Source organism: Agrococcus jenensis, from assembly GCF_003752465.1.
Classification (GTDB): Bacteria; Actinomycetota; Actinomycetes; order Actinomycetales; family Microbacteriaceae; genus Agrococcus; species Agrococcus jenensis.
In genome coordinates this window covers 629,798-652,510 of the sequence record NZ_RKHJ01000001.1, presented here as the reverse complement: position 1 = coordinate 652,510, position 22,713 = coordinate 629,798, and the positions used below count along the sequence as shown (strand labels likewise).

At 73.2% G+C, this 22,713-nt stretch carries 26 protein-coding genes and 1 pseudogene; 13 read left to right on the top strand and 14 right to left on the bottom strand.

From position 1 onward, the window contains the following. Window positions 1-18: 18 nt before the first annotated feature. The 3 genes from EDD26_RS03185 to EDD26_RS03175 are packed head-to-tail and all read right to left on the bottom strand — an operon-like array spanning window position 19 to window position 2,884. The gene (locus EDD26_RS03185) at window positions 19-1,326 is read right to left on the bottom strand and encodes a TRAP transporter large permease (protein WP_123696377.1); all 1,308 of its coding nucleotides are present in this window, start codon (window positions 1,324-1,326) and stop codon (window positions 19-21) included. Further along, window positions 1,323-1,841 carry a TRAP transporter small permease gene (locus EDD26_RS03180; RefSeq protein WP_170165514.1) on the bottom strand — a complete coding sequence of 173 codons (519 nt, stop codon included), beginning with the start codon at window positions 1,839-1,841 and terminating at the stop codon, window positions 1,323-1,325. Before EDD26_RS03180 ends, EDD26_RS03185 begins: the two co-directional genes overlap by 4 nt. 17 nt (window positions 1,842-1,858) lie before the next feature. Then, complete coding sequence (locus EDD26_RS03175; RefSeq protein WP_123696375.1) at window positions 1,859-2,884, bottom strand: TRAP transporter substrate-binding protein; 1,026 nt, start codon at window positions 2,882-2,884, stop codon at window positions 1,859-1,861. 154 nt (window positions 2,885-3,038) lie between these two features. Between EDD26_RS03175 and EDD26_RS03170 the strand changes: the two genes are divergently transcribed. From EDD26_RS03170 to EDD26_RS03155, 4 genes are read left to right on the top strand one after another with little or no spacing between them, the layout of a single operon-like run. Beyond that, on the top strand, window positions 3,039-4,061 hold the full coding sequence (locus tag EDD26_RS03170) for a zinc-dependent alcohol dehydrogenase (RefSeq protein ID WP_123696374.1): 1,023 nt from the start codon (window positions 3,039-3,041) through the stop codon (window positions 4,059-4,061). Further along, window positions 4,058-4,813, top strand: a complete 756-nt coding sequence (locus tag EDD26_RS03165) for an SDR family oxidoreductase (protein WP_123696373.1) — start codon at window positions 4,058-4,060, stop codon at window positions 4,811-4,813. Before EDD26_RS03170 ends, EDD26_RS03165 begins: the two co-directional genes overlap by 4 nt. After that, on the top strand, window positions 4,810-5,433 hold the full coding sequence (locus EDD26_RS03160; RefSeq protein WP_123696372.1) for a bifunctional 4-hydroxy-2-oxoglutarate aldolase/2-dehydro-3-deoxy-phosphogluconate aldolase: 624 nt from the start codon (window positions 4,810-4,812) through the stop codon (window positions 5,431-5,433). Before EDD26_RS03165 ends, EDD26_RS03160 begins: the two co-directional genes overlap by 4 nt. After that, on the top strand, window positions 5,430-6,371 hold the full coding sequence (locus EDD26_RS03155) for a sugar kinase (protein ID WP_245989729.1): 942 nt from the start codon (window positions 5,430-5,432) through the stop codon (window positions 6,369-6,371). Before EDD26_RS03160 ends, EDD26_RS03155 begins: the two co-directional genes overlap by 4 nt. A gap of 142 nt (window positions 6,372-6,513) precedes the next feature. On the opposite strand, the gene EDD26_RS03150 is transcribed toward EDD26_RS03155, so the two are convergent. Then, window positions 6,514-7,008 (bottom strand): FBP domain-containing protein, encoded by a 495-nt coding sequence (locus EDD26_RS03150; RefSeq protein WP_123696371.1) that lies wholly within the window; start codon window positions 7,006-7,008, stop codon window positions 6,514-6,516. A gap of 287 nt (window positions 7,009-7,295) precedes the next feature. On the opposite strand from EDD26_RS03150, the gene EDD26_RS03145 reads away from it, so the two are divergent. Beyond that, window positions 7,296-8,582: an adenylosuccinate synthase gene (locus EDD26_RS03145; protein WP_123696370.1), complete on the top strand. Its 1,287-nt coding sequence runs from the start codon at window positions 7,296-7,298 to the stop codon at window positions 8,580-8,582. Window positions 8,583-8,752: 170 nt separating this feature from the next. Beyond that, entirely contained in the window at window positions 8,753-10,270 is a 1,518-nt protein-coding gene (locus EDD26_RS03140; protein ID WP_148058677.1) for a glycosyltransferase family 2 protein, read from the top strand. A 6-nt stretch (window positions 10,271-10,276) separates the two neighbouring features. Here EDD26_RS03140 and EDD26_RS03135 read toward each other — a convergent pair whose 3' ends face one another. Next, window positions 10,277-10,903, bottom strand: coding sequence for a maleylpyruvate isomerase N-terminal domain-containing protein (locus EDD26_RS03135; protein ID WP_170165513.1), 627 nt, complete (start codon window positions 10,901-10,903; stop codon window positions 10,277-10,279). A gap of 85 nt (window positions 10,904-10,988) precedes the next feature. On the opposite strand from EDD26_RS03135, the gene EDD26_RS03130 reads away from it, so the two are divergent. After that, complete coding sequence (locus EDD26_RS03130) at window positions 10,989-11,579, top strand: GNAT family N-acetyltransferase (RefSeq protein ID WP_245989727.1); 591 nt, start codon at window positions 10,989-10,991, stop codon at window positions 11,577-11,579. 9 nt (window positions 11,580-11,588) lie between these two features. Continuing rightward, complete coding sequence (locus EDD26_RS03125; protein ID WP_123696366.1) at window positions 11,589-11,879, top strand: chorismate mutase; 291 nt, start codon at window positions 11,589-11,591, stop codon at window positions 11,877-11,879. Here EDD26_RS03125 and EDD26_RS03120 read toward each other — a convergent pair whose 3' ends face one another. The 7 genes from EDD26_RS03120 to purS form a co-directional block, all read right to left on the bottom strand. Then, a complete protein-coding gene (locus tag EDD26_RS03120; RefSeq protein ID WP_123698417.1) occupies window positions 11,880-12,377 on the bottom strand; it encodes an NINE protein in 498 nt (165 codons plus the stop codon). Between the two features lie 63 nt (window positions 12,378-12,440). After that, window positions 12,441-12,914, bottom strand: a complete 474-nt coding sequence (locus EDD26_RS03115) for an SRPBCC family protein (protein ID WP_123696365.1) — start codon at window positions 12,912-12,914, stop codon at window positions 12,441-12,443. Continuing rightward, window positions 12,911-13,348 (bottom strand): DUF1761 domain-containing protein, encoded by a 438-nt coding sequence (locus EDD26_RS03110; RefSeq protein ID WP_123696364.1) that lies wholly within the window; start codon window positions 13,346-13,348, stop codon window positions 12,911-12,913. Before EDD26_RS03110 ends, EDD26_RS03115 begins: the two co-directional genes overlap by 4 nt. A gap of 97 nt (window positions 13,349-13,445) precedes the next feature. Continuing rightward, window positions 13,446-15,746, bottom strand: a complete 2,301-nt coding sequence (gene purL / locus EDD26_RS03105) for a phosphoribosylformylglycinamidine synthase subunit PurL (protein ID WP_123696363.1) — start codon at window positions 15,744-15,746, stop codon at window positions 13,446-13,448. Window positions 15,747-15,869: 123 nt separating this feature from the next. Further along, entirely contained in the window at window positions 15,870-16,364 is a 495-nt protein-coding gene (locus EDD26_RS03100; protein WP_245989725.1) for a DUF3817 domain-containing protein, read from the bottom strand. A gap of 173 nt (window positions 16,365-16,537) precedes the next feature. Next, window positions 16,538-17,227, bottom strand: a complete 690-nt coding sequence (gene purQ, locus EDD26_RS03095; RefSeq protein ID WP_123696362.1) for a phosphoribosylformylglycinamidine synthase subunit PurQ — start codon at window positions 17,225-17,227, stop codon at window positions 16,538-16,540. Then, window positions 17,224-17,496, bottom strand: coding sequence for a phosphoribosylformylglycinamidine synthase subunit PurS (purS, locus tag EDD26_RS03090; RefSeq protein WP_123696361.1), 273 nt, complete (start codon window positions 17,494-17,496; stop codon window positions 17,224-17,226). The genes purQ and purS overlap by 4 nt, the downstream gene beginning before the upstream one ends. A gap of 136 nt (window positions 17,497-17,632) precedes the next feature. Between purS and ypfJ the strand changes: the two genes are divergently transcribed. Continuing rightward, a complete protein-coding gene (gene ypfJ / locus EDD26_RS03085; RefSeq protein WP_123696360.1) occupies window positions 17,633-18,535 on the top strand; it encodes a KPN_02809 family neutral zinc metallopeptidase in 903 nt (300 codons plus the stop codon). A gap of 163 nt (window positions 18,536-18,698) precedes the next feature. Here the strand turns inward: ypfJ and EDD26_RS03080 are convergent, their stop codons facing one another. Then, a complete protein-coding gene (locus EDD26_RS03080) occupies window positions 18,699-19,589 on the bottom strand; it encodes a phosphoribosylaminoimidazolesuccinocarboxamide synthase (RefSeq protein WP_123696359.1) in 891 nt (296 codons plus the stop codon). Beyond that, complete coding sequence (gene purD, locus EDD26_RS03075; protein ID WP_123696358.1) at window positions 19,586-20,845, bottom strand: phosphoribosylamine--glycine ligase; 1,260 nt, start codon at window positions 20,843-20,845, stop codon at window positions 19,586-19,588. The genes EDD26_RS03080 and purD overlap by 4 nt, the downstream gene beginning before the upstream one ends. Before the next feature lie 163 nt (window positions 20,846-21,008). On the opposite strand from purD, the gene EDD26_RS03070 reads away from it, so the two are divergent. The 4 genes and pseudogenes from EDD26_RS03070 (at window position 21,009) to EDD26_RS03060 (ending at window position 22,706) form a co-directional block, all read left to right on the top strand. After that, entirely contained in the window at window positions 21,009-21,491 is a 483-nt protein-coding gene (locus tag EDD26_RS03070; protein ID WP_123696357.1) for a DUF2243 domain-containing protein, read from the top strand. Beyond that, window positions 21,419-21,865, top strand: a pseudogene (locus tag EDD26_RS14975) (cytochrome c oxidase assembly protein); the annotation flags it as partial. The gene EDD26_RS03070 and the pseudogene EDD26_RS14975, both read left to right, overlap by 73 nt. Window positions 21,866-21,971: 106 nt before the next feature. Beyond that, the gene (locus EDD26_RS14970; RefSeq protein WP_281273308.1) at window positions 21,972-22,319 is read left to right on the top strand and encodes a cytochrome c oxidase assembly protein; all 348 of its coding nucleotides are present in this window, start codon (window positions 21,972-21,974) and stop codon (window positions 22,317-22,319) included. 9 nt (window positions 22,320-22,328) lie between these two features. Then, complete coding sequence (locus tag EDD26_RS03060; protein WP_123696356.1) at window positions 22,329-22,706, top strand: sterol carrier family protein; 378 nt, start codon at window positions 22,329-22,331, stop codon at window positions 22,704-22,706. The last annotated feature ends 7 nt before the right edge of the window (window positions 22,707-22,713 follow it).

The window sequence follows — 22,713 nt, the reverse complement described above, 5'->3', positions numbered from 1 at the left end:
CTTCCTTCCGGTCGAGGATCAGAGCAGGCCCATGACTCCGGGGAGCCACAGGGAGAGCTGGGGGACGAACACGATGACGAACAGCATCACGATGAGCACGATGAGGAACGGCACGAGCTTCACGATGACCGGCTCGAGCCTCGCCTTCGCGACCTGCGCGCCGACGAAGAGCACCGGCGCCGACGGCGGCGAGATCACCGCGATCGAGAGGTTGAAGACCATCATGATGCCGAAGTGCACCGGGTCGATCCCGTACGAGACGGCGATCGGCAGGAAGATCGGCGTGAAGATGAGGATCGCGGGCGTCGGGTCGAGCGGGATGCCGATCACGAGCAGCACGAGCATCATGATGAGCAGCACGACGACCTTGGAGTCGGTCCAGCCGAAGAGCGACTCCGCGATGAGCTGCGGCAGCCGCGCGTAGGTCATGACGTACGACATGATCGTCGACACCGCGATGAGGAAGATGACGATGGCGCTCGTGCGGCAGGCGTCGTAGAGGATGCGCGGCAGGTCCTTCACCGAGATCGTCCGGTAGACGAACGACAGGCCGAGGGCGTAGAGCACGGCGATGGCCGAGCCCTCGGTGGGGGTGAAGAAGCCGGCGACGATGCCGCCGATCGCGACGACGATGAGGCCGAGCGACGGGACCGCGCGCCACAGCGTCGTGAGGAAGACGGCCATGCCGGGGAACGACTCGCCCTTGAGGTCGGGGTGGCGGCGCGCGTACACGAAGACCACGACCGCGCAGGCGAGCGCCCACAGGATGCCGGGCACGTAGCCGGCCAGGAAGAGCGCACCGACCGACGTGCCGCCCGCGGCGAGCGAGTAGACGATGAGCGTGTTGCTCGGCGGGATGAGCATGCCGGCCGGAGCGGAGGCGACGTTGACGGCCGCGCTGAACGCCGGGTCGTAGCCGGCCTTCTTCTGCATCGGCGCCATGGTCGAGCCGACGGCGGCGGCCGAGGCGACGGCCGAGCCCGAGACCGTGCCGAAGATCGCGTTCGCGAGGATGTTCGTCTGCGCGAGCGGGGCGGGCGTGCGCCCGACGAGCACGCGACCGAGGTTCACGAGCCGCTCGGCGATCCCGCCGTTGTTCATGATGACGCCGGCGAGCACGAAGAACGGGATGGCGAGCAGCGCGAACGAGTTCGCGCCGCCGAGCATCTGCTGCGCGGACGTGATGGCGCCGCGGTCGAAGTCGACGATGAGCAGCATGCAGAGCGCGCTCGGGAGCGCGATCGAGATGGAGACGGGCGCGCCGATCGCGAGCAGCAGCACGAGGCCGCCCACGAGGATCGCGGTGATGGTGCCGGGGTCGATCACAGTGCGGCCGCCTCGAGGTCCTCATCGGGCGTGCCCACGTGGCCGACGTAGCGGCTCGAGAAGGTCCCGACGATGTGGATGAGCAGGTAGATGGAGAGGAGCACGCCGGAGATCGGCAGCACCAGGTAGAGCTGGCCCTGCGAGAGCGGCAGCAGCGGGTTCTTCTGCGCCCAGGCGAGCATCGACTGCTGCAGGCCGCCGAGCACCATCACGTACAACACGAACGCGAGCGTCGCGAGGTAGGCGATGATGTCGGCGACCCGCTGCAGGGAGCGCGGCAGGCGCTCGACGAGGAAGTCCATGATGACGTCGGCCTTCTCGCCGACCGCGATCGCGATGCCGATGAGGCTGACCCACACGAAGGCGTAGCGGGCGGCCTCCTCCGACCAGGCGCTCGGCTCGCCCAGCACGAGGCGGGTGAAGACCTGCCACGCGACGAGGAGCACGAGCACGGCGAAGAGCACGACGCAGATCGCGCGGAGGGTGCCGTCGAGCCAGGCTCGAGCGGTCGTCATGAGCTTCCTCGTGGCCATCAGCCGCGCGCCGCCTCGATGGCGTCGTAGATCGTCTGCGTGCGCTCGGTCGTGACGCGCTCCTCGTGGAGCGGCAGCACGGCCTCGCGGAACGCCTCGACGTCTGCGTCGCTGAACTGGGCGCCGGCCTCCTCGGCTGCGGCGACCGACTCCTCGACGGCGGCGGCGAAGCGCTCGAGCTCGGTGTCGACGGATGCGGCGAGCAGCTCCTCGAAGATCGCCGTGGTCTCCTCGTCCATGCCCTCCATGACCGACGGTGCGGCGATGAGGTAGTCGGGCATCATGAGGTGCTCGGTGCGCGAGTAGAAGCCGGCGATCTCGGCGTGCGAGAGCGACGAGTAGATGAGCGGGTTGTTCTCGGCACCGTCGAGCACGCCCGACTGGATGGCCGTGTAGACCTCGCCCTGCGCCATCGGCGTGCCGACGCCGCCCATGAGCTCCATCATGCGCACGTTCGTGTCCGAGCCGATGACGCGGATCTTCTGGCCGGCCAGGTCGGCCGGGGTCTCGACGGGGCCGACGCTCGAGTACACGTTGCGCACGCCGCCGTGGTACGCCGCCATCACGTCGATGCCGTCCTCGAGCAGCGCGTCGTAGAGGTCGCCGACGATCGCCTCGTCGTTGAGCACGCTCATCTGGTGCTCGGGCGACTCGTAGAGGTACGGCAGGTTGACCACCGACATGTCCGACTCGAAGTTCTCGAGCAGGCTGCCCGCGACCATGGCGAAGTCGATCGTGCCGGCCTGCACCTGCTCGATCGTGGCGGCCTGGTCGCCGAGCGTCTCGTCGGTGTAGAGCTCGAGCGCGTACGCGCCGTCGGTGCGCTCCTCGAGCGCGTCCGAGAGCTCGGTGAGCGCCTGCGCCTGCGGGTGCTCGGCGTTCTGGTTGAAGGCGACCCGGAAGACGGTCGGCTGCTGCGCGCCGCCCTCTTCTCCCTCGCCGCCGGCTGCGCTCGAGCACGATGCGAGCGCCAGCGTCATGACCGCTGCGGCGCCGATGGCTCCGAGCATCCGTCGTCCCTGCATGGGGTTCCTCCTCGTTGAGTCGCCATCCCGGTCGCACTTGCGCGAGTGGGTGGGTCGGGGGCTACTCTAACCAGATAGAACCGAGTTGCGCCACACGGAACACGAAATAGAACCGAGTTTCGCGCGCAGCCACCAGCTCGAAGAGGAGACGGCGTTGCGAGCAGCGAAGTACATCGGCGGAGGACGCGTGGAGGTCGGCGAGGCCGACGCCCAGGCGCCCGCGGCAGGCGAGGTGAGCATCCGCGTCGCCTTCAACGGCATCTGCGGCACCGACCTGCACATCGTGCAGGGCCACATGGATGCCCGGGTCGACATGCCCGCGACCATCGGTCACGAGATGAGCGGCGTCATCGAGGCGGTCGGCGACGGCGTCGACCTCGCGGTCGGCGCCCCCGTCACCGTCATGCCGCTGCGCTGGTGCGGCTCGTGCGCCGCCTGCGCCGCGGGCCACCAGCACATCTGCCAGCGCCTCGACTTCGTCGGCATCGACTCGCCCGGCGCCCTGCAGGAGCTGTGGACCGTGCCCGCGTCGATCGTCGTGCCGCTGCCCGAGGGCCTCTCGCTGCAGCACGCCGCGCTCGTCGAGCCGCTCGCCGTGGCCGTGCACGACGTGCGTCGCTCGCGCCTCGCCACCGGGGAGACGGCCGTCGTCATCGGCGGCGGCCCGATCGGGCAGCTCATCGCCGTCGTCGCCCGCGCGACTGGCGCGACCGTGATCCTCGCGGAGCCCGACGCCGCCCGCCGCGACTTCGCTGCCCAGCAGGGCGCGATCGTCGTCGACCCGATCGAGGGCGACCTCGCGGCGGTCGTCGAGGAGCGGACCGCCGGCGCCGGCGCCGATGTCGTCTTCGAGGTCGCCGGCACGCGCGGCACCGCGCTCGACGCCACCCGGCACGCGCGCACGCGCGGCCGCGTCGTCTTCGTCGCGATCCACCCGGAGCCGGTGCCGGTCGACCTGCACCGCATCTTCTGGCGCGAGCTCGAGGTGCTCGGCGCCCGCGTCTACGAGCGCGAGGACTTCGAGCGCGCGATCGAGCTGCTCGCCGCCGGGCAGGTGCCGGCGGACGCGCTCATCACGCGCGTCGTGCCGCTCGACGCGACCATGGAGGCCTTCGAGGCGCTCCTGTCGGCCGCCGCGATGAAGATCCTCGTCGACGTGCAGGGGGTCGGCGCATGAGCATCTCCTTCGACCTCACCGGCAGCACCGCGGTCGTCACCGGCGCCCGCCGCGGCATCGGCTTCGCGATGGCCGAGGCGCTCGCGATGGCGGGCGCCGACATCATCGCCGCCTCGTCGAGCCAGGAGGCCGACGGCGGCGAGATCGGCCGCCGCGTGCGCGACCTCGGTCGCGCCTTCGAGGGCCACGCCGTCGACTTCCGCGACCGCGACGCCGTGCTCCGCTTCGCCGAGGCGGTCGGCGACCGCGCCGACATCCTCGTGAACAACGCGGGCACGATCCAGCGCGCCCCCGCGGCCGAGCACCCGCTCGAGTGGTGGGACGAGGTGCTCGACGTCAATCTCCGCAGCCAGTTCGTGCTCACCCAGGCGCTCGCGCAGGGCATGCTCGCGCGCGGCTCGGGGCGCATCGTCTTCACGGCGAGCCTCCTGAGCTTCCAGGGCGGGATCAACGTGCCCGGCTACACCGCGGCGAAGTCCGGCATCGCCGGGCTGGTGAAGGCGCTGAGCAACGAGTGGTCGGGCCGCGGCGTGACCGTGAACGCGATCGCCCCCGGCTACATCGCCACCGACAACACCGCGGCGCTCCGCGCCGACGAGGACCGCTCGCAGTCGATCCTCGAGCGCATCCCGGCCGGCCGCTGGGGCCGGCCCGACGACCTGCAGGGCGCCACGGTCTTCCTCGCCAGCCCCGCCGCGGCCTACGTCACGGGTGTCACGCTGCCCGTCGACGGCGGCTGGATGGGGCGATGAGCGCGCTCGGCGGCGTCGTGCCGCTCGCGACCGTCGCGGACGCAGCCTCGGCCGACGCGCTCGCCGACGGCCTCGTCGCGGGCGGCCTGCCCGTGCTCGAGGTCGCCCTGCGCAACGAGTGGGGGCTCGACGCGATCGCCCGGATCGCCGCGCGCGGCGACGTGCTCGTCGGCGCCGGCACGGTGCTGACCACCCGGCAGCTGCGCAGCGCGCTCGACGCGGGCGCCGGCTTCGTCGTGGCTCCCGGTCTCGACGAGGAGATCGTCGAGGCCGCGCTCGCCGCCGGGGTGCCCGTGCTGCCCGGCGTCATGACGCCGAGCGACGTGCAGCGCGGCATCCGGCTCGGGCTCGACCGGCTGAAGCTGTTCCCCGCGGGCGTCGTCGGCGGCCTCGGCATGATCGGCGCGCTCGCGCCGGTGTTCCCGGGCGTGCGCTTCATGCCGAGCGGCGGCGTGAGCGCCGCGAACCTCGCCGAGTACCTCGCGCACCCCGCGGTCTTCGCCGCGAGCGGCTCGTGGATCGCGTCGCCGGCCCGCATCGCGGCGGGCGCCGAGGCGGTCGCCGAGGCTGCTCGCGAGGCGGTCGCCATCCAGCAGGCATCCGAGCGGGTGTCGCCGTGAGCGTCGTCGCGCTCGGCGAGTCGCTCGGGCTGCTCGTCGCCTCGCGCATCGGCCGGCTCGAGCTCGTGCCGACCATGGACCTCGGGTTCGGCGGCGCCGAGAGCAACGTGGCCATCGGGCTCGCACGCCTCGGCGTGCCGGTGACGTGGATGGGCCGGCTCGGCGACGACGCGCTCGGCCGCCTCGTCGAGCGGCAGCTGCGCGCCGAGGGCGTCGGCGCGGCCGTCACGCGCGACCCGGAGGCGCCCACCGCGCTCATGCTCAAGGAGCGGCCCTCCGCGGGCTCGAGCGCCGTCTCGTACTACCGCGCCGGCAGCGCCGGGTCGCGGCTCGCGCCGGAGCACCTCGACCTCGACCGCATCCGCGACGCGCGGGTGCTGCACGTCACCGGCATCACCGCCGCGCTGGGCGACGCCCCGCGCGCAGCGCTCGACGCCGCCGTGGATGCGGCGCACGAGGGCGGCACGATCGTGTCGTTCGACGTGAACCACCGCTCGCGCCTGTGGGACGCGGAGCGCGCGGTGCCGGCGTACCGCGCCCTCGCCGCGCGCGCCGATGTCGTCTTCGCGGGCGATGACGAGGCGGAGCTGCTCACCGGCGAGCGCGACACCGACGCGCAGATCGCGGCGCTCGCCGCGCTCGGGCCCGCACAGGTGGTCGTGAAGCGCGGCGCCGACGGCGCCACCGCGCTCGCCGACGGCGAGCGGGCCACGCAGGCGGCGTTCCCGGTGCACGCCGTCGACACCGTCGGGGCGGGCGACGCGTTCGTCGCCGGCTACCTCGCCGAGCTGCTCGCCGGCGCCTCGCTCGCCGAGCGGCTCCGCACCGCCGCGGCCTGCGGCGCGCTCGCGTGCACCGCTCCCGGCGACTGGGAGGCCGCGCCCGACCGCGCCGCCATCGCCCGACTCCTGGTCGGCGGGGACCCCGTCCAGCGCTGACCGCCCGGTCCGGGTAGGGCGGGTGGTCACGACACGCCGCCCCGCCCGCGCCGGGTGGTCACGACGCGCCGTGCCGCCGCGTCGGCTGCGGCGTGTCGTGACCACCCGGCGCCAGGCCCCGGGCGCGGCCGCGGGGGAGGGGTCAGCGCTCCCGCACGACCGCGTCGGCGAAGCCGGCCGCACGCATCCGCAGCTCGTCGATGCGCCGGAGCCTCGCCGCCTCGAGGTCGTAGCCCTCGTAGGCGAGCGGGGGCAGCTTCCGCACGTTGCGCGAGCACTCGAAGTCCTCGCACAGCAGCGTGCCGACGGTGTCGCCGCGGCGGCCTGCCGCGCCGGCGAGCTTCGCGCTGTAGAGCACGACGTCGTTCGGCAGTCGCACGTCCTGGCACCACGAGCACTGGGCTCGGGCGCGCGGCGTCGCGTCGGCGCGGCGCAGCACGATGCCGACGTGCTCGCCGTCGAGCGTGGGCGCCACGACGTACGCGCGCCGCGCGATCTTCGGGTCGCGCCAGCCGAGGTAGTCGAGCGAGGCCCAGTCGGCGTCGTCGAACCAGTCGGGGAGGGTGATGCTCGCGACCTCCTTGCGGCTCGCGTTCACGAACGCGGCGCGGAGGTCGACAGGGGTGATGGGCAGCATGGTGGGTCGTCTCTCGAGAGCCGGTCGACGCGACCGGCGATGGGTGGAGGAGGCACGCCGAGATGGGCCCGTGCGGGCCATCGCGGTGCCGCGGGCCGGTCGGCGATGGACGCGGACCGGGCGCGGCGACTACCTGCCGCCGACGGGGTTGCCGCCGACGACCTCCTCACGCCTCGAGGGCGTCGCTGCTGCGAAGCTCACCCGTCCAGCGTACGCGCGCCCGCGCCGGCCGGGGGCCGGGCGCTCGATAGGGTGGGGTGTACGCGAACCCGTCGAAGGGATGCCCCATGCCAGGAATCGTCATCATCGGCGCCCAGTGGGGCGATGAGGGCAAGGGCAAGGCCACCGACCTGCTCGGCAGCCGCACGGACTACGTCGTGAAGTTCAACGGCGGCAACAACGCCGGGCACACGGTCGTGGTCGGCAACGAGAAGTACGCGCTGCACCTGCTGCCGTCGGGCATCCTCACCGAGGGTGTCACCCCGGTGATCGGCAACGGCGTGGTCATCGACCTCGAGGTGCTCTTCGACGAGCTGACCGCGCTCTCGGCGCGCGGCGTCGACGTGTCGAAGCTGCGCATCTCGGCGAACGCGCACGTCATCACCGACTACCACCGCACGCTCGACAAGGTCACCGAGCGGTTCCTCGGCAAGCGCTCGATCGGCACCACCGGCCGCGGCATCGGCCCGGCCTACGCCGACAAGATCAACCGCGTCGGCATCCGCATCCAGGACCTCTTCGACGAGTCGATCCTGCGCCAGAAGATCGAGGGCGCGCTCGACGTCAAGAACCACATGCTCACGAAGGTCTACAACCGTCGCGCGGTCACGGTCGACGAGGTCTTCGACGACCTGACCTCGTACGTCGAGCGCATCCGCCCGATGGTGGGCGACACCGGGCTCGAGCTGTCGCAGGCGCTCGACGCCGGCAAGACGGTCGTGTTCGAGGCCGGCCAGGCGACGATGCTCGACATCGACCACGGCACCTACCCGTTCGTGACCTCGTCGACCGCGACCGCGGCGGGCGCCGCGTCCGGCTCGGGCGTCGCCCCCGCGCGGCTCGACCGCGTCATCGGCATCGTGAAGGCGTACACGACCCGTGTCGGCGCCGGCCCGTTCCCGACCGAGCTGTTCGACGAGTGGGGCGACCTGCTGCGCAGCAACGGCTTCGAGTTCGGCACCACCACCGGACGCCCGCGCCGCTGCGGCTGGAACGACACCCTGCTGACCCGCTACGCGTCGCGCGTCAACGGGCTCACCGACATCGTGCTCACGAAGCTCGACGTGCTCACCGGCATCGAGCGCATCCCGGTCTGCGTGGCCTACGACGTCGACGGCGTGCGCTACGACGAGATGCCCGTCTCGCAGTCGGACTTCCACCACGCGAAGCCGATCTACGAGGAGCTGCCCGGCTGGAGCGAGGACATCACCGGCGCCCGAGACTTCTCCGACCTGCCGGCGAACGCGCAGGCCTACGTGCGGTTCCTCGAGGACTGCTCCGGCAGCCGCATCTCGGCGATCGGCGTCGGGCCCGCGCGCGACGAGATCGTGCAGCTGCACGACCTCATCGACTGAGCCCCGGCGACGGAGCATCGCCGAGGGGACCGGCGCGCGCCGACCGCCGTCCGGGATGAGGCGGCGGCGCCCGCCTCCTCCATTCGGATGAATCCTGCACCGGGCTCGGAGGCTCAGCGGCTAGCCTCCGAGCGTGCCCGGATCGGCCGTGCACCGAGAGGGAGGCGACGTTGACCCGGATCGGCCCGACACGAGCCCCCGTCCGCACACCGACGATCGGCGTCACCGCGGTGCTCGTGCTCGCCGCGGGATGGGCGACGCTCGCAGCAGGTGCAGGTGCGCTGCTGGCCTGGCTCGCGACGCCCGCCGATCCCGTCGGCTGGGGTGCGCTCGTCGTCACCGCGTGCCTCATCGGCCTCGCGCTGCTCGTGGGGCTGCGGCAGCTCGTGCTGCTGCTGGTCTCGCTCACCGTCCGTGCGCGCCCGGCGCCCGCATCGACGCCGATGACCGGCGCGCGCGTCGCGATCCTCTACCCGACCGCCGACGACTTCCGCGCCGACGTCGTGCAGCGGAGCGCGCGGCAGACCCACGCGCGCACGCGCACCGTCGTCCTCGACGACTCGCGCCTGCCCGAGACGCGCGCTCGGGTGGCCGAGCTGGAGGCCGACGGGATCGAGGTGCACCGGCGCGGCTCCCGCACCGGCGCGAAGGCCGGCAACCTCAACGCGTGGCTGCGCGCGCACGGCCACGAGGTCGACCACATCGTCGTGCTCGACGCCGACCAGGAGGTCGACGACGGCTTCGTGGCGGGCGCGCTCGCGCGCTTCGCCGCGCACCCCGAGGCGGCCGTCGTGCAGGGACGCATCCGGTCGCGCGACGGTGACACCTCGTTCGCCCGCGACTTCTCCGGCCTCTTCACCCGCCACTCCGACACGAAGCTCGCCGCCCGCGCGGTGCTCGGCGTCGTCGACTTCTCCGGACGCGGTGCCATGCTCGACGTCGCGGCGCTGCGCGAGGCGGGCGGGTTCCCCGAGGTCGTCATGGAGGACACCGCGCTCACGATCGAGCTCGAGCGCCGCGGCTGGTCGATCGTGGCCGCGCCCGAGCTCGTCTCGATCGAGGACGCGCCCGTCGACCACACGGCCTTCGCGGTGCAGTTCGGCAAGTTCGCCGAGGGCGCCGTGCAGCTGCTCGTGCGCTCGCGCAGGAGCCTCGTCGACCCGCGACTGCGCGTGCGCCGCCGCGTCGACCTCGCGCTCGAGCTGCTCGTCCCGGTGCTCGCCGCGCTCGTGCCGCTCGCCCTGTTCACCTACTCCGTCGTCGGCGCCGTCACCGGCATCGCCGCCTTCCCGTGGCAGCTCGGCCTGCCGCTCGCGCTCCTGAGCCTCGTGCCGCTCGTCCCGGAGGCGCTGCACCGCTGCCGCTCGCGCGGGCTGCCGTCAGGGATCGCCTTCGCGGTGCGCGCCTCGATGCTCTACGCCTCGATCGGCGTGGTCGCGGCCCGCGCGGTCGTCGCGGTGGCGGTCTCGGGCCGCGCCCGGTTCCGCATCACGCCGAAGGAGCGCGCGGGCGGCAGCGCCACCGTGGTCGTGCGCCGCCGCGCCCTCGAGCTCACCGTGGCCGTGCTCGCGCTCGCCGTCGCCGTGCTGTGGGCCGGCCGCCCAGAGATCGCCGCGCCGTTCGTCGTCATCGCGGCGACCGCCCTGGCGTTCGGATGGCGCGACGCGGTGGGCGAGCGACTCGGCTGATCCTGCTCAGTTGCCCGCGCGCAGCACGCCCGCGAGCCCCGCATCCGGCCTGCGCCCGGTGAGGAAGCGCAGCGCCTCCTCGCCGACGCCGCGGGCGGAGGCGTTCGCCGCGGCGAGCTGCACCGCGTCGAGCAGGTGCGCAGGCGGCGGCGACCACGCGACCGACGCGGCGTCGGCGATGTCGATGCCGTGGACCGTGAGCTCGAAGACGCGCGTGCGCAGGTACTCGTCGAGGCGCATCGAGACACCCGCGGCCGGCTCGCCGATCGCGACCAGGCGGTCGAGCCCGGCCCGATCGACGGCCTCGACCGCGGTCGTGGCGAGGTCGGCGATGGCGCCGACGGGGTCGTCGCCGAGCATCGACGCGCTCTCGCGGCCGCGGGCGGCGATCGCGTCGTCGTCGCCCCGCTGCCGCAGCACGACCTCGAGGTAGTCGCTCGCGGTCCGCACGGTGAGCTCGCGCGGCTCGGGCTGCGCGAGGTAGCCGACGACGGTCGAGAGCGCGCGGGACGTGTGCCCGATCAGCTCGCGGAGCGTCCACTCACCGAGGCCCGGGTCGCCGAAGCGCTCGGGGGGCACGATCGCCACGAGGTCGACGAGCTCGAACGCGGCCCGACCGAAGTGCACCGTCATGCGCGCATCGTCGCACGCGGCGCGACGGCGGGCAACGCCCGCGCCGCGGGGTGGGCCGGCGAGCGCTGCCCGGCAGAATGGGGCGGTGAGCATCCTCGACCTGCCCGTCCTGACGCATCCGCTCGTCACCCTCGAGCCGCTGTCGCACGACCACGCGCCCGCGCTCGCCGCCGCAGCCGCGGAGGGCGACCTGTGGCGTCGCGCCTGGTACACGTCGGTGCCCGAGCCGGATGCGGTGGGTGCCGAGATCGATCGCCGCCTCGGCCTGCACGCGGAGGGCACGATGGCGCCGTGGGCGATCGTCGCCGGCGGCCGCGCGGTCGGGATGACGACCTACATGCACATCGAGGCGGAAGCGCCGCGGCTCGAGATCGGGTCGACGTGGATGGCGGCGTCGGCGCAGGGCTCCGGCATCAATCCGGCGATCAAGCTGCTCATGCTCGAGCGCGCGTTCGACGAGCTGGGCTGCATCGCGGTGGAGTTCCGCACCCACTGGCACAACCGGCAGTCGCGCGACGCGATCGAGCGGCTGGGCGCGAAGCTCGACGGCGTGCTGCGCAGCCACCAGATCTACAAGGGCACGCTGCGCGACACCGTCGTCTACTCGATCATCGCCCCCGAGTGGCCCGCCGTGCGGCGCGGCCTGGAGGCGCGGCTCGACGCCCGCGCGACCTAGGCTGGAGGCATGAGCTCGCCCGACGACCAGCTGCAGCGCCTGCGGCGCTCGATCGACAACGTCGACGCCGTCCTCATCCACACGCTGGCGGAGCGGTTCAAGCTCACGCAGGCGGTCGGCGAGCTGAAGGCGCGGCACGGCATGCCGCCGTCGGACCCCGGCCGGGAGCGCACGCAGATCGCCCGGCTGCGGCGCCTCGCGGAGGACGCCGACCTCGATCCCGAGTTCGCCGAGAAGTTCATCACCTTCGTGATCGCGGAGGTCATCCACCACCACGAGCGGATCGCCGGCGGCGAGTAGTCAGGCGGCGGGCCAGCCTCGCTCGTACCCGACGGCGCCCGGCGACCGGATCGCGCGCGCGTTCTCCTCCCGCACCATGCCGGGCGTCAGGAACAGGTCGACGAACCACCAGACGGCGACCGCGGTGAGCGGCAGGAAGCCCACGAGCACGATCGCGGTCATCGCGCCGACGATCGTCAGCGCGAGCATCGCGATGGCGGTGCCGGTGCGGCCGAGGTAGAAGCGGTGGGCGCCGACGGTGCCGAGCAGCAGGAGCAGCAGGTAGGCCACGGCGAGCTCCTTCGCCGGGGCGTGGACGACGTGATGCACGACCGTGTGCCTCGGCACAGCGACCGTGGGGTCGTGGAGGAGGCGCGGGTCGAGCCGGGCGGACGCCTGCGCGACCCGTGTCGGCGTCGCTGCCGGAGCGTCCCACGGCGCGTACGCGCCCCAGCGCTGACCGTCCCACCAGCGGCGCCGCCCCGCGGGGTCGTCGTACCAGCCGGGTCCGTGGGGCATCGTCACCGAGCCAGCATAGGTCGAGCATGGCTCACCACTGGTGCGCTTGCGCGACTCCTGAGCCTAGGCAGCCTCGGCGGCCGCCGCGATGTCGTCGAGGTCCTGGCGCATCATCTTCCGCGTCATCGCCATGCCGATGGGCGCGGTCAGCGTCGCCATCGCGCGCTGCACCCACGAGGGCGACAGCAGGGTGCCGCTGAACCGCATCCGCAGCAGCGTGCCGACGCCGGTCTCCCACTGCACCGGCTCGAGCGTGAGCTCGGTGCGGTAGGTCATGCCGGGCGCCTCGGCGGCGATGATCGTGGAGCGGCCCTCGTCGATGCCGACGACCTCCATCTCCTCGGTCGACTCAGCGCCCAGCGCCCTGCGGGTCTCGCGCCAGCGCGTGCCGATGCTGTAGCCGACGCCCGCGAGGCGCTCGACGCGCGTGACGCCGGAGAGCACCGTCGCGGACCGCTCGATGTCGGTGAGGACGCTCCACACCGCGGCCGGCGGCGCCGCGATCGACCGCTCGAGGGTGAGGGTGATGTCGCTCATGCTGCCGGCGGCCAGAGTCCGATGACGAGGGCCATCGCGGTGATCACGAGCAGCTCGTTGAGCGCCGTGTGACCGGTGACGCGGAAGCCGCGCGGGTCGAACGCGTCGTGCACGACGACGCGGGCGAGCGTGAAGCCGACGAAGAGGATCCAGGCGGTGACGAGCGCATTGAGCAGGAAGGATCCGCCGTAGAACTCGTGGCTCATCCAGGCGGCGCCGGCCAAGACCCACGCGGTGACGAAGGCGCAGACGATGATGAGCGGGTAGATCCACGGCTTGACGCCTCGGCCCATCGACTCGCGGTCATGGCCGATCGCCCGCATCCACGAGGTGCCGAGCACCTTCGGGTGGTAGTAGGCGAAGCCCACGGCCATCGCGACGACGGTCGCGAGCAGGACGGCGAGGATGTTGATCGCCGGGACGGTTGGCTCCATGGCAGAAGCCTAGGCTTCCCCGCCTCTCAACGGAGCAGCCGGTCGCAGGAGGGGATAGTGCCCTCGCGCGACCGGCTGCTCCGTTGAGGATGAGGGATCAGGCGAAGCGGCCCCGGATGGGGGCGCGGTTGGCGGTGCGGAGGTCGTCGAGCGAGAGGCGCGCGACGTCCTGGATCTCGATCGCGCCGCTCGTCGCATCCGTCACGCCGATGCGGAGCACGGGCACGCCGCGCGCCTCGCACATGCCGGTGAACTTGACCTCGTCCTCGCGCGCGACGGCGACGAGCGCGCGGGCGCCCGACTCCGAGAAGAGCGCCGCGGTGTCGTCGATGCCGTCGCGCTCGGTGATGCCGCTGAGCCAGATGCGCGCGCCGATGCCGAACCGCAGCGCGCCCTCGACGACGGCCATGCCGAGCCCGCCCTCCGAGAGGTCGTGGGCGGCGGTGGCGAGGCCCTCGAACGCGATGCCGTGCATGAGCCCGGCGAGCGCCTTCTCGGCGGCGAGGTCGACCTTCGGCGGCAGGCCGCCGAGGTGGTCGTGCACTGCGCCGGCCCACGCGGAGCCGTCGAGCTCGTCGCGGGTGGTGCCGAGCAGGAAGAGCGCCTGGCCGTCGTCCTGCCAGCCGGAGGGCAGGCGACGGTCGACGTCGTCGATGATGCCGAGCACGCCGACGACGGGCGTCGGGTGGATCTGCGTCTCGCCGGTCTGGTTGTAGAACGACACGTTGCCGCCCGTCACCGGGATGCCGAGCTCGACGCAGCCGTCGGCGAGGCCGTCGACGGCCTCCGCGAACTGCCACATCACGGCCGGGATCTCCGGGTTGCCGAAGTTCAGGCAGTCGCTCACGCCCACCGGCGTCGCGCCCGAGACGGCGACGTTGCGGTACGCCTCGGCGAGCGCGAGCTTCGCGCCCTCGCGCGGGTCGAGCTGGCAGTAGCGGCCGTTCGCGTCGACCGCGACCGAGAAGCCGAGCCCCGACTCCTCGTCGATGCGCACCATGCCGGCGTCGTCGGGCGTCGAGAGCGCGGTGTTGCCGAGCACGTAGTCGTCGTACTGGTCGGTGATCCAGGATGCGTCGGCCAGGTTCGCCGAACCGGCGAGCGTCAGCAGCTGGTCGCCGAGGGCCTCGCCGGTCGCGCGCTCGAGCGTCGCAGCGGTGTCGGCCTGCAGCGCGTCCTGCCAGTCGGGGCGCGCCATCGGGCGGTCGTAGACGGGGGAATCGACCGCGACCGTCTTCGGGTCGACATCGACGATCACGTCGCCGGTGTGCGTGATGACGAGTCGGCCGTCGCCGGTGACCTCGCCGAGCACGCTCGTCTCGACGTCCCACTTGCCGGTGATGGCGAGGAACTCGTCGAGCTTCGCCGGGTCGACGATCGCCATCATGCGCTCCTGCGACTCCGACATGAGGATCTCCTCGGCCGTGAGCGTGGGGTCGCGCAGCAGCACGTGGTCGAGCTCGACCTTCATGCCCGAGTCGCCGTTCGCCGCGAGCTCGCTCGTCGCGCACGAGATGCCGGCGGCGCCGAGGTCCTGGATGCCCTCGACCACGCCCGCGGCGTAGAGCTCGAGGCAGCACTCGATGAGCACCTTCTCGGCGAACGGGTCGCCCACCTGCACCGCGGGGCGCTTCGTGGGGCCCTCGTCGTCGAACGACTCCGAGGCGAGGATGGATGCGCCGCCGATGCCATCGCCGCCGGTGCGGGCGCCGAAGAGCACGACCTTGTTGCCGACGCCCGTCGCGTTCGCGAGGTGCAGGTCCTCGTGCCGCAGCACGCCGACGGCGAGCGCGTTCACGAGCGGGTTGCCCTGGTAGACGGCGTCGAAGACCGTCTCGCCGCCGATGTTCGGGAGGCCGAGGCAGTTGCCGTAGAACGAGATGCCGCCGACGACGCCGTGCACGACACGGGCGGTGTCGGGGTGGTCGATCGCGCCGAACCGCAGCGCATCCATCACCGCGACCGGTCGCGCGCCCATCGAGATGATGTCGCGGACGATGCCGCCGACGCCCGTCGCAGCGCCCTGGAAGGGCTCGACGAACGACGGGTGGTTGTGGCTCTCGATCTTGAAGGTGACGGCCCAGCCCTCGCCGACGTCGATGACGCCCGCGTTCTGGCCCATGCCCACCATGAGGCGCTCGGTCATCTCGGGCGTGACCTTCTGCCCGAACGTGCGCAGGTGCGTCTTCGACGACTTGTAGGAGCAGTGCTCGCTCCACATGACCGAGTACATCGCGAGCTCGGCGCTCGTCGGGCGGCGGCCGAGGATGTCGCGGATGCGCGCGTACTCGTCGGGCTTGAGCCCGAGGGCGGCGAACGGCTGCTCGCGCTCCGGGGTCGCGGCTGCGCGGTCGACGGTGTCTCGCTCGACGGTGGGGCGCTGGGTGGAAGCGGTCACGACTCTCCTCGGAGCTCTGCTCTGCGGTCCCTCGATCCTACCGAGCGGGCCGCGCCGGGCCGGTCGCGGGTCGGCACCCGTGCCAGTCGCCCGTGGCCCGCGCGCAGGCTCAGCGGCGAGCGCTCAGGCGAACCACTCGCTCGGCGGGCCCGCGGTGAGCAGCGCCGCGAACACGACGGCCACGACGACGAGGGCGACGACGGCGAGCAGGATCGGGTGGGTCACGCCCCAGCGGAACGCGCGGTCGGTCGCGGTCGCGTCGCGCGGGTCATCGCCCGGCTCGGTGCGCCAGGCACCCTCGAGCGCGCCGCGGCGCTCGAGGCGGCGCTCCCAGGGCACGGTCGCGTAGGGCACGACCGCCGTGACGATGCCGAGCAGCACCGTGCCGGCCGACCAGCGCTGGTTGCGGCCGATGACGAGCTGCATCGCGGCGTAGGCGAGGAAGACGAAGCCGTGGATGGGTCCGGCGATCGGCACGAGCGCGTCGACCTCGAAGCCGTACTTCGCGATCATCGCCGCGATGAGCAGCGTCCAGGTGACGGCCTCCGCGATCGCGAGCGAGCGGTAGACCCGCTTGGGCGTCAGTCCGGTCGAGGTCGTGCGCATCGCATCCGTCATGTAGCCAGCCTACATTCCCTGCCCTGGTGCACAACGCAAGCCCGAACGGGTGATCGCGCGGCTCGGCGGCGTCGGCCGCACGGTCTGCGGCTGAGCACGGCGCGGGGGCTTGCGTTGTGCGAACGCGGTCGGGAGGAGGTGCGGGGTGCGGGAGGGAGAGGCGGGTCAGGCCGTCAGGCGGCGATGCGCTCGAGCGCCGACTTGAAGATGTCGAGGCCGTCGAGGCCCGCCTTCATGCGCGTCGTCGTCGGGCCGAAGCCGAGCTCGACGGCGTGCTCAGGATGCGGCATGAGGCCGACGACGTTGCCCTTGGCGTTCGCGAGGCCGGCGATCGCGTCGACGGAGCCGTTGGGGTCGTCGCCGACGTAGCGGAACACGACGAGCCCCTCGCCCTCGATGCGCGCGACCTCGTCGGGCGTCGCCACGAAGCGGCCCTCGCCGTTCTTCAGCGGGATGACGATCTCCTGGCCCTCGGCGAACCGGTTCGTCCAGTCGGTCGACGTGCGCTCCACGCGCAGCACCTGGTCGCGGCGCACGAAGACGCCCGTCTGGTTGCGCACGAGGCCGCCCGGCAGCAGCCGCGCCTCCGTGAGCATCTGGAAGCCGTTGCAGATGCCGAGCACCGGCATGCCGCGCTCCGCGGCGTCGACGACCTCGGTCATGATCGGCGATCGCGCGGCGATCGCGCCGCAGCGCAGGTAGTCGCCGTACGAGAAGCCGCCCGGCAGCACGAGCGCGTCGACGCCGTGCAGGTCGTGCTCGCCGTGCCAGAGCGCGACCGGCTCGTGGCCCGCGAGCCGCACGGCGCGCTGCGCGTCCCGGTCGTCGAGCGTGCCGGGGAAGGTGATGACGCCGACCCTCACAGCGAGGCTCCCTGCGCCGCCTCGTCCACGACGTGGATGTCGACGACGTCCTCGATGACCGTGTTCGCGAGCACGTCGTCGGCGACCTGGCGCACCTCGGCGAGCAGGGCGTCCGTCACCGGTCCGTCGACCTGCAGCTCGAAGCGCTTGCCGACGCGCACGTCGCCCACCGCCCCGTGGCCGAGCCGGGCGAGCGCGCGGGTGACCGCCTTGCCCTGCGGATCGAGGATCTCCGCCTTCGGCATGACGTCGACGACGATGAGGGCCATGGGTCGCTCCCTGGGGCTCGAGGGGTGGGGGTGCGCCTCCAGTCTACGGATGCGGCGGATGCCGTCGGCGGCCGGTGCCGTCCGCGGCGCCGGGATTCCCGGCGGCCCCGCACCGCCGCCGGGCTATTGTCTGTCCATGACCTTCAGGGGCAACGCGAACTTCGACACCAGCACGGTGAGCCGGGGCGGCGGTGGCGGCCGCGGCGGCGGCGCGATCGCGGTCGGCGGCGGCGGCATCCTGACGGTCATCCTCGTGATCGTCTCGATGGTCTTCGGCGTCGACCTGACCGGTCTCGCACCGGGGTCGCCGATCGAGCCGCAGTCGCAGACCCAGTCGCAGGGCGAAGAGGTCACCGGCTGCACCGGCGAGGAGGCCAACGACCCGGGCAACGTCACCTGCCGCATGGAGGGCGGGGCTGACTCGCTCTCGCGGTTCTGGACCGAGACGGCGGCCGCGAACAACATCCAGTACGCCGACCCCTCGGTGCAGCTGTTCGACCGGCAGGTCGAGACCGGATGCGGCGGCGCGACGAGCGCGGTCGGGCCGTTCTACTGCCCGCCCGACCAGCGCATCTACATCGACACCACGTTCTTCCAGCAGATGCGCGACCAGTTCGGCGCCTCCGGCGACTCCCTCGCGCAGCTCTACGTGCTCGCGCACGAGTGGGGCCACCACATCCAGGGCATCACCGGCCAGCTCGAGCGCGTGCAGCAGGGCGACACCGGGCCCCAGTCGTCGGCCGTGCGCAGCGAGCTGCAGGCCGACTGCTACGCCGGCGCGTGGATCGCGGGTGCCTCGCAGACGCGCGACGACGACGGCGGCGCGCCGGTGCTGGTCGCCCCGACGCAGCAGGAGATGAGCGACGCCCTCAACGCGGCGGAGACGATCGGCGACGACGCCCTGCAGCAGATGGGCGGCGGCGGCGTGAACCCCGAGGGCTGGACGCACGGCTCGAGCGAGCAGCGGATGCGCTGGCTGTCGACCGGCTACAACGAGGGCGTCGGCGCCTGCGACACCTGGAACGCGCCCGAAGTCTGATCCGTAGAGGTCTCGCTCCGGGCGGTCTCGCTCTCAGCGGTCTCGTCGCCCGGGCATCCCGGGCCTGAGTCCGGCGTCGGTCAGCGGGTGGCGCGCTGACCGACGACCGTCCTCAGTTGACGACCGGCCCCAGCCGACGAGCGGCCTCAGCCGACGAGCGGCCCTAGCCGACGAGCGGCTCGACCTCGCTGCCGGTGAGCCGCTCGAGCAGCTCGCGGTAGCGCGCCGCGGTGCGCTCGACGATCTCGGGCGGCAGCACCGGCGGCTCGCCCTCGCCGTCCCAGTGCTCGCTGAGCCAGTCGCGCACGATCTGCTTGTCGAACGACTCGACGCGGCCCTCGGCGAGCGGCGCCGCGTCCCAGTACCGCGACGAGTCCGAGGTGAGCACCTCATCCGCGAGCACGAGCTCACCGGTGATGCGGTCCCGCCCGAACTCGAGCTTGGTGTCGGCGAGCACGAGCCCCGCCTCCGCCGCGATCGCGGCGCCCTGCTCGAAGACGCGCAGCGACAGGTCGCGGATCGCGGCCGCGTCCTCCGCGCCGACGAGCTCGACGGTGCGCTCGAACGAGACGTTCTCGTCGTGCTGGCCCTGCGGCGCCTTCCACGCGGGCGTGTAGATGGGCTGCGGCAGCGCATCCCCGTCGACGAGGCCCTCGGGCAGCGGGACGCCCGAGATCGAGCCCACCTGCTGGTACTCCTTGAGCCCCGAGCCGGTCACGCGCCCGCGCACCACGCACTCGACCGGCAGCATGTCGAGCGTGCGCACGAGCATCCCGCGTCCGCGCACGGCGGCCGGCGTGCGCTCGTCGCCCTCGGGCGCGAGCTGCGCGGGCAGCCCCAGCCGCTCGATCCACCAGCGGGTGAGCGTCGTGAGCAGCTCGCCCTTGCCGGGGATGGCGGGCTCGAGCACGTGGTCGAACGCCGAGACGCGGTCGGAGGCCACCATGAGCATCTCGGGCGCGCTCGCGAGGTCGAGCCCGGTGGGCACGTACAGGTCGCGCACCTTGCCGCTGTAGACGAGGTCCCAGCCCTCGAGCGCGGGCGCGTCGGTCACGCGCCGGCCGCGATGTCGGTGCGCGCCTGGCCGCCCTCGAGCCCGATCCGGGCGAGGCCTGCGTAGGCGCGCTCGCGAGCCTCGGCGATCGTCGGGCCGGTGCCGACCACGTTGAGCACGCGTCCGCCGGTGGCCGTGAGGCCGTGCTCGCCGGCACCGGTCGCGGCGTGCAGCACCTGCACGCCCTCGAGGCCGGCCGCCTCGTCGACGCCCGTGATGGGCCGGCCGGTGATCGGGTCGCCGGGGTAGCCCTCGCTCGCGAGCACGACGGCGACCGCGGCGGTAGCGCTCCAGACGAGCGGCGGCGCCGCACCGAGCGAGCCGTTCGCGGCGGCGAGCAGCACCTCGCCGAGGCCCGACTCGACGCGCGGCAGCACGACCTGCGTCTCGGGGTCGCCGAAGCGCGCGTTGAACTCGATGACCTTCACGCCGTCGTCGGTGACGATGAGGCCGCAGTAGAGCAGGCCGGTGAACGGCGTGCCGGCGTCGGCCATGGCGCGGATCGTCGGCAGCGCGACCGTCTGCACCACCTCGTCGACGAACGCCTGCTCGCTCCCGTAGCGGTCCGCGAGCCAGGGGAGCGGCGAGTAGGCGCCCATGCCGCCGGTGTTCGGCCCGGCGTCGCCGTCACCCAGTCGCTTGAAGTCCTGCGCGGGCGCGAGCGGCACGGCGTGCACGCCGTCGGTGATCACGAACAGGCTCACCTCGGGGCCGGCGAGGAACTCCTCGATGAGCAGCGGCCCGTCGGGCAGGAACGCCTCCGCGTGCGCCTCGGCGGCGGCGCGGTCGTCGGTGACGATGACGCCCTTGCCGGCGGCGAGGCCGTCGGCCTTCAGCACCCACGGCGGCGCAGATGCGTCGAGCGTCGCGCGCACCTCGTCGAGCGTCGTCGCGGTGGTGTCGGCGCCGGTCGGCACGCCCGCGCGCGCCATGACGGCCTTGGCGAACGACTTCGAGCCCTCGATCGCGGCCGCGGCCTTGGTCGGGCCGAACGCGGGCACCCCCGCCTTGCGGAGCGCATCCGCGACGCCGGCCACGAGGGGCGCCTCCGGGCCGATCACGACCAGGGCGTAGGCGCCGTCGACGGCGAACTCGGCGACGAGCTCGGGGTGCTTGATGTCGATGCGCACCGCCTCGACGTCCTGCGCGATGCCGGCATTGCCGGGCGCGGCCGTGATCTCGTGGCCGCCCTCCGCCAGGAGTGCCGCGATGATGGCGTGCTCGCGCGCGCCGCTGCCGAGAACGAGGATCCGCACCGGTCCATTGTACGAAGCCGGGAGGTGCGCGGTGTCGCGGGCACGGATGCATCGGTGATGAGTGCGCTGGACGCCGGGCCCGGGCGGGCCCGCCTCGCCGCCGTTGACACCGGCGAGCCGCCGTGCGGAGGATGGGTGCGACGACACCCGAGGGGAGCGCACCGTGACGAGCGCCGACGCACGCCCGACGCCCGGTCGCGTCGAGCGCTCCACGACCGACCGGCGACTCGTGCTCTCCGGGGTGCTGTTCGGCGCCGGCATCGCCGCGTCGGTCGTCGACCTCTTCGTGCTCCACCTGCTGCTGCAGTGGCACCACTTCTACGACCTCTCCACGACCGAGGTGGCGCTCGCGGCCGACGGGCTCTTCCACGCCGTGGCGTGGGGCATGACGGTCGCAGGGCTGTTCCTGCTCGCCGACGCCCGCCGGCGCGACGCGCTGCCGTGGGGCCGGTGGACCGGGGCGGTGCTCGCGGGGCTCGGCGGCTTCCAGCTGCTCGACGCCCTCGTCAACCACAAGCTGCTCGGCATCCACCAGGTGCGCTACGACGTCGACCTGCTGCCCTACGACCTGGCGTGGACCGGATCGGCCGCGGTCCTGCTCGTCGCCGGCCTCGCCGTGCTCTGGCGGACCCGGCACCGGGCGTGAGCGCGCCGGTCGCGGCCGCCGCGCACCCGCACGGCACCGCCGTCGACGCGTGGGCCGTCGTGGAGGGTGCTGGCCTGACGGCGCTCGGCGTCGCCGCGGCGCTCTACGCCATCGCCCTCTGGACGTCGCGCCGGCGGAGCCCCTGGTCGGTCGGGCGCTCCGCATGCTGGTTCGCCGGCCTCGCCTGCGCGGCGCTCGCCATCGGGCCGATCGCCAGGGCCGCGCACGAGAGCCTCACGGCGCACATGGCGGGGCACCTGCTCCTCGGCATGGTCGCGCCGCTGCTGCTCGTGCTCGGGGCGCCCGTCACGCTCGCGCTGCGGACGCTGCCGGTCGACGAGGCTCGCGCGCTCTCGCGCCTCCTCCGCCGACCCCCGGTGCGGTGGCTCACGCACCCGGTCGTCGCGGGCGTGCTGAACGCCGGGGGGGCTGTGGCTGCTCTACGGCACCGCAGCCGACGAGGACGGCCTGTTCGCGCTCATGCACGGCTCCGCCTTCGTGCACGCCGTCGTCCACCTGCACGTGCTGCTCGCCGGCTACCTCTTCACCGCCTCGCTCGTGGGTCGGGACCCCGACCCGCATCGCGCCCCGCTCGCCGTGCGCGCCGCGGTGCTGCTCGCCTTCATCGCCGTGCACTCGATGCTCGCGAAGCGGCTCTTCGCGCATCCGCCCGCCGGCTTCGACCCGGTCGACGCGCGGGCGGGGGCGCAGCTCATGTACTACGGCGGCGATGTCGTCGACGTGACGCTCCTCGTGCTGCTCGGCCTCGGCTGGTTCGCGGCGACCCGGCCCCGCGCGCGGGCGGCGCGCCCCGTGGCGGCCGCGTAGCCTGGCGGGATGCCGAAGCGCATCCCCGACCTCGACGGTGTCGACGCCGTGCGCGCCGCGCTGCAGCCCGGCGCCGCGCGTGCCGACACGGCGCTCGCCGTGCGCTACACGCTGCAGTGCCTCGGGGAGCGGGCGCCGGGCAAGAGCGTCGAGGTGCGGGTGCCGCCCTTCGGCGCCGTGCAGGCCGTCGAAGGACCCGGTCACACGCGGGGCACGCCGCCGAACGTCATCGAGACCGATGTCGCGACGTGGCTCGCGCTCGCCACCGGCGCCGAGACGTGGGCCGAGGCGGTCGGTCGCGGTGTCGTGCGCGCCTCCGGCGTGCGCGCCGACGTCTCGCCGTGGCTGCCGCTCGTGCGCCCGGTGGAGCGCCCGGTGGAGCGCTGACGCGACG

Excerpts from the sequence above, each read along its gene's own strand:
- EDD26_RS03115 (WP_123696365.1), bottom strand. The coding sequence starts at position 12,914 with ATGAGCGACATCACCCTCACCCTCGAGCGGTCGATCGCGGCGCCGCCG.
- EDD26_RS03175 (WP_123696375.1), bottom strand. The coding sequence starts at position 2,884 with ATGCAGGGACGACGGATGCTCGGAGCCATCGGCGCCGCAGCGGTCATG.
- EDD26_RS03135 (WP_170165513.1), bottom strand. The coding sequence starts at position 10,903 with ATGACGGTGCACTTCGGTCGGGCCGCGTTCGAGCTCGTCGACCTCGTG.
- EDD26_RS03110 (WP_123696364.1), bottom strand. The coding sequence starts at position 13,348 with ATGGAGCCAACCGTCCCGGCGATCAACATCCTCGCCGTCCTGCTCGCG.
- EDD26_RS03060 (WP_123696356.1), top strand. The coding sequence starts at position 22,329 with ATGCCGAAGCGCATCCCCGACCTCGACGGTGTCGACGCCGTGCGCGCC.
- EDD26_RS03125 (WP_123696366.1), top strand. The coding sequence starts at position 11,589 with ATGAGCTCGCCCGACGACCAGCTGCAGCGCCTGCGGCGCTCGATCGAC.
- EDD26_RS03180 (WP_170165514.1), bottom strand. The coding sequence starts at position 1,841 with ATGACGACCGCTCGAGCCTGGCTCGACGGCACCCTCCGCGCGATCTGC.
- EDD26_RS03100 (WP_245989725.1), bottom strand. The coding sequence starts at position 16,364 with ATGACGGATGCGATGCGCACGACCTCGACCGGACTGACGCCCAAGCGG.
- EDD26_RS03120 (WP_123698417.1), bottom strand. The coding sequence starts at position 12,377 with ATGCCCCACGGACCCGGCTGGTACGACGACCCCGCGGGGCGGCGCCGC.
- EDD26_RS03165 (WP_123696373.1), top strand. The coding sequence starts at position 4,058 with ATGAGCATCTCCTTCGACCTCACCGGCAGCACCGCGGTCGTCACCGGC.
- purS (WP_123696361.1), bottom strand. The coding sequence starts at position 17,496 with ATGGCCCTCATCGTCGTCGACGTCATGCCGAAGGCGGAGATCCTCGAT.
- EDD26_RS03145 (WP_123696370.1), top strand. The coding sequence starts at position 7,296 with ATGCCAGGAATCGTCATCATCGGCGCCCAGTGGGGCGATGAGGGCAAG.
- EDD26_RS03150 (WP_123696371.1), bottom strand. The coding sequence starts at position 7,008 with ATGCTGCCCATCACCCCTGTCGACCTCCGCGCCGCGTTCGTGAACGCG.
- EDD26_RS03160 (WP_123696372.1), top strand. The coding sequence starts at position 4,810 with ATGAGCGCGCTCGGCGGCGTCGTGCCGCTCGCGACCGTCGCGGACGCA.
- ypfJ (WP_123696360.1), top strand. The coding sequence starts at position 17,633 with ATGACCTTCAGGGGCAACGCGAACTTCGACACCAGCACGGTGAGCCGG.
- EDD26_RS14970 (WP_281273308.1), top strand. The coding sequence starts at position 21,972 with ATGCACGGCTCCGCCTTCGTGCACGCCGTCGTCCACCTGCACGTGCTG.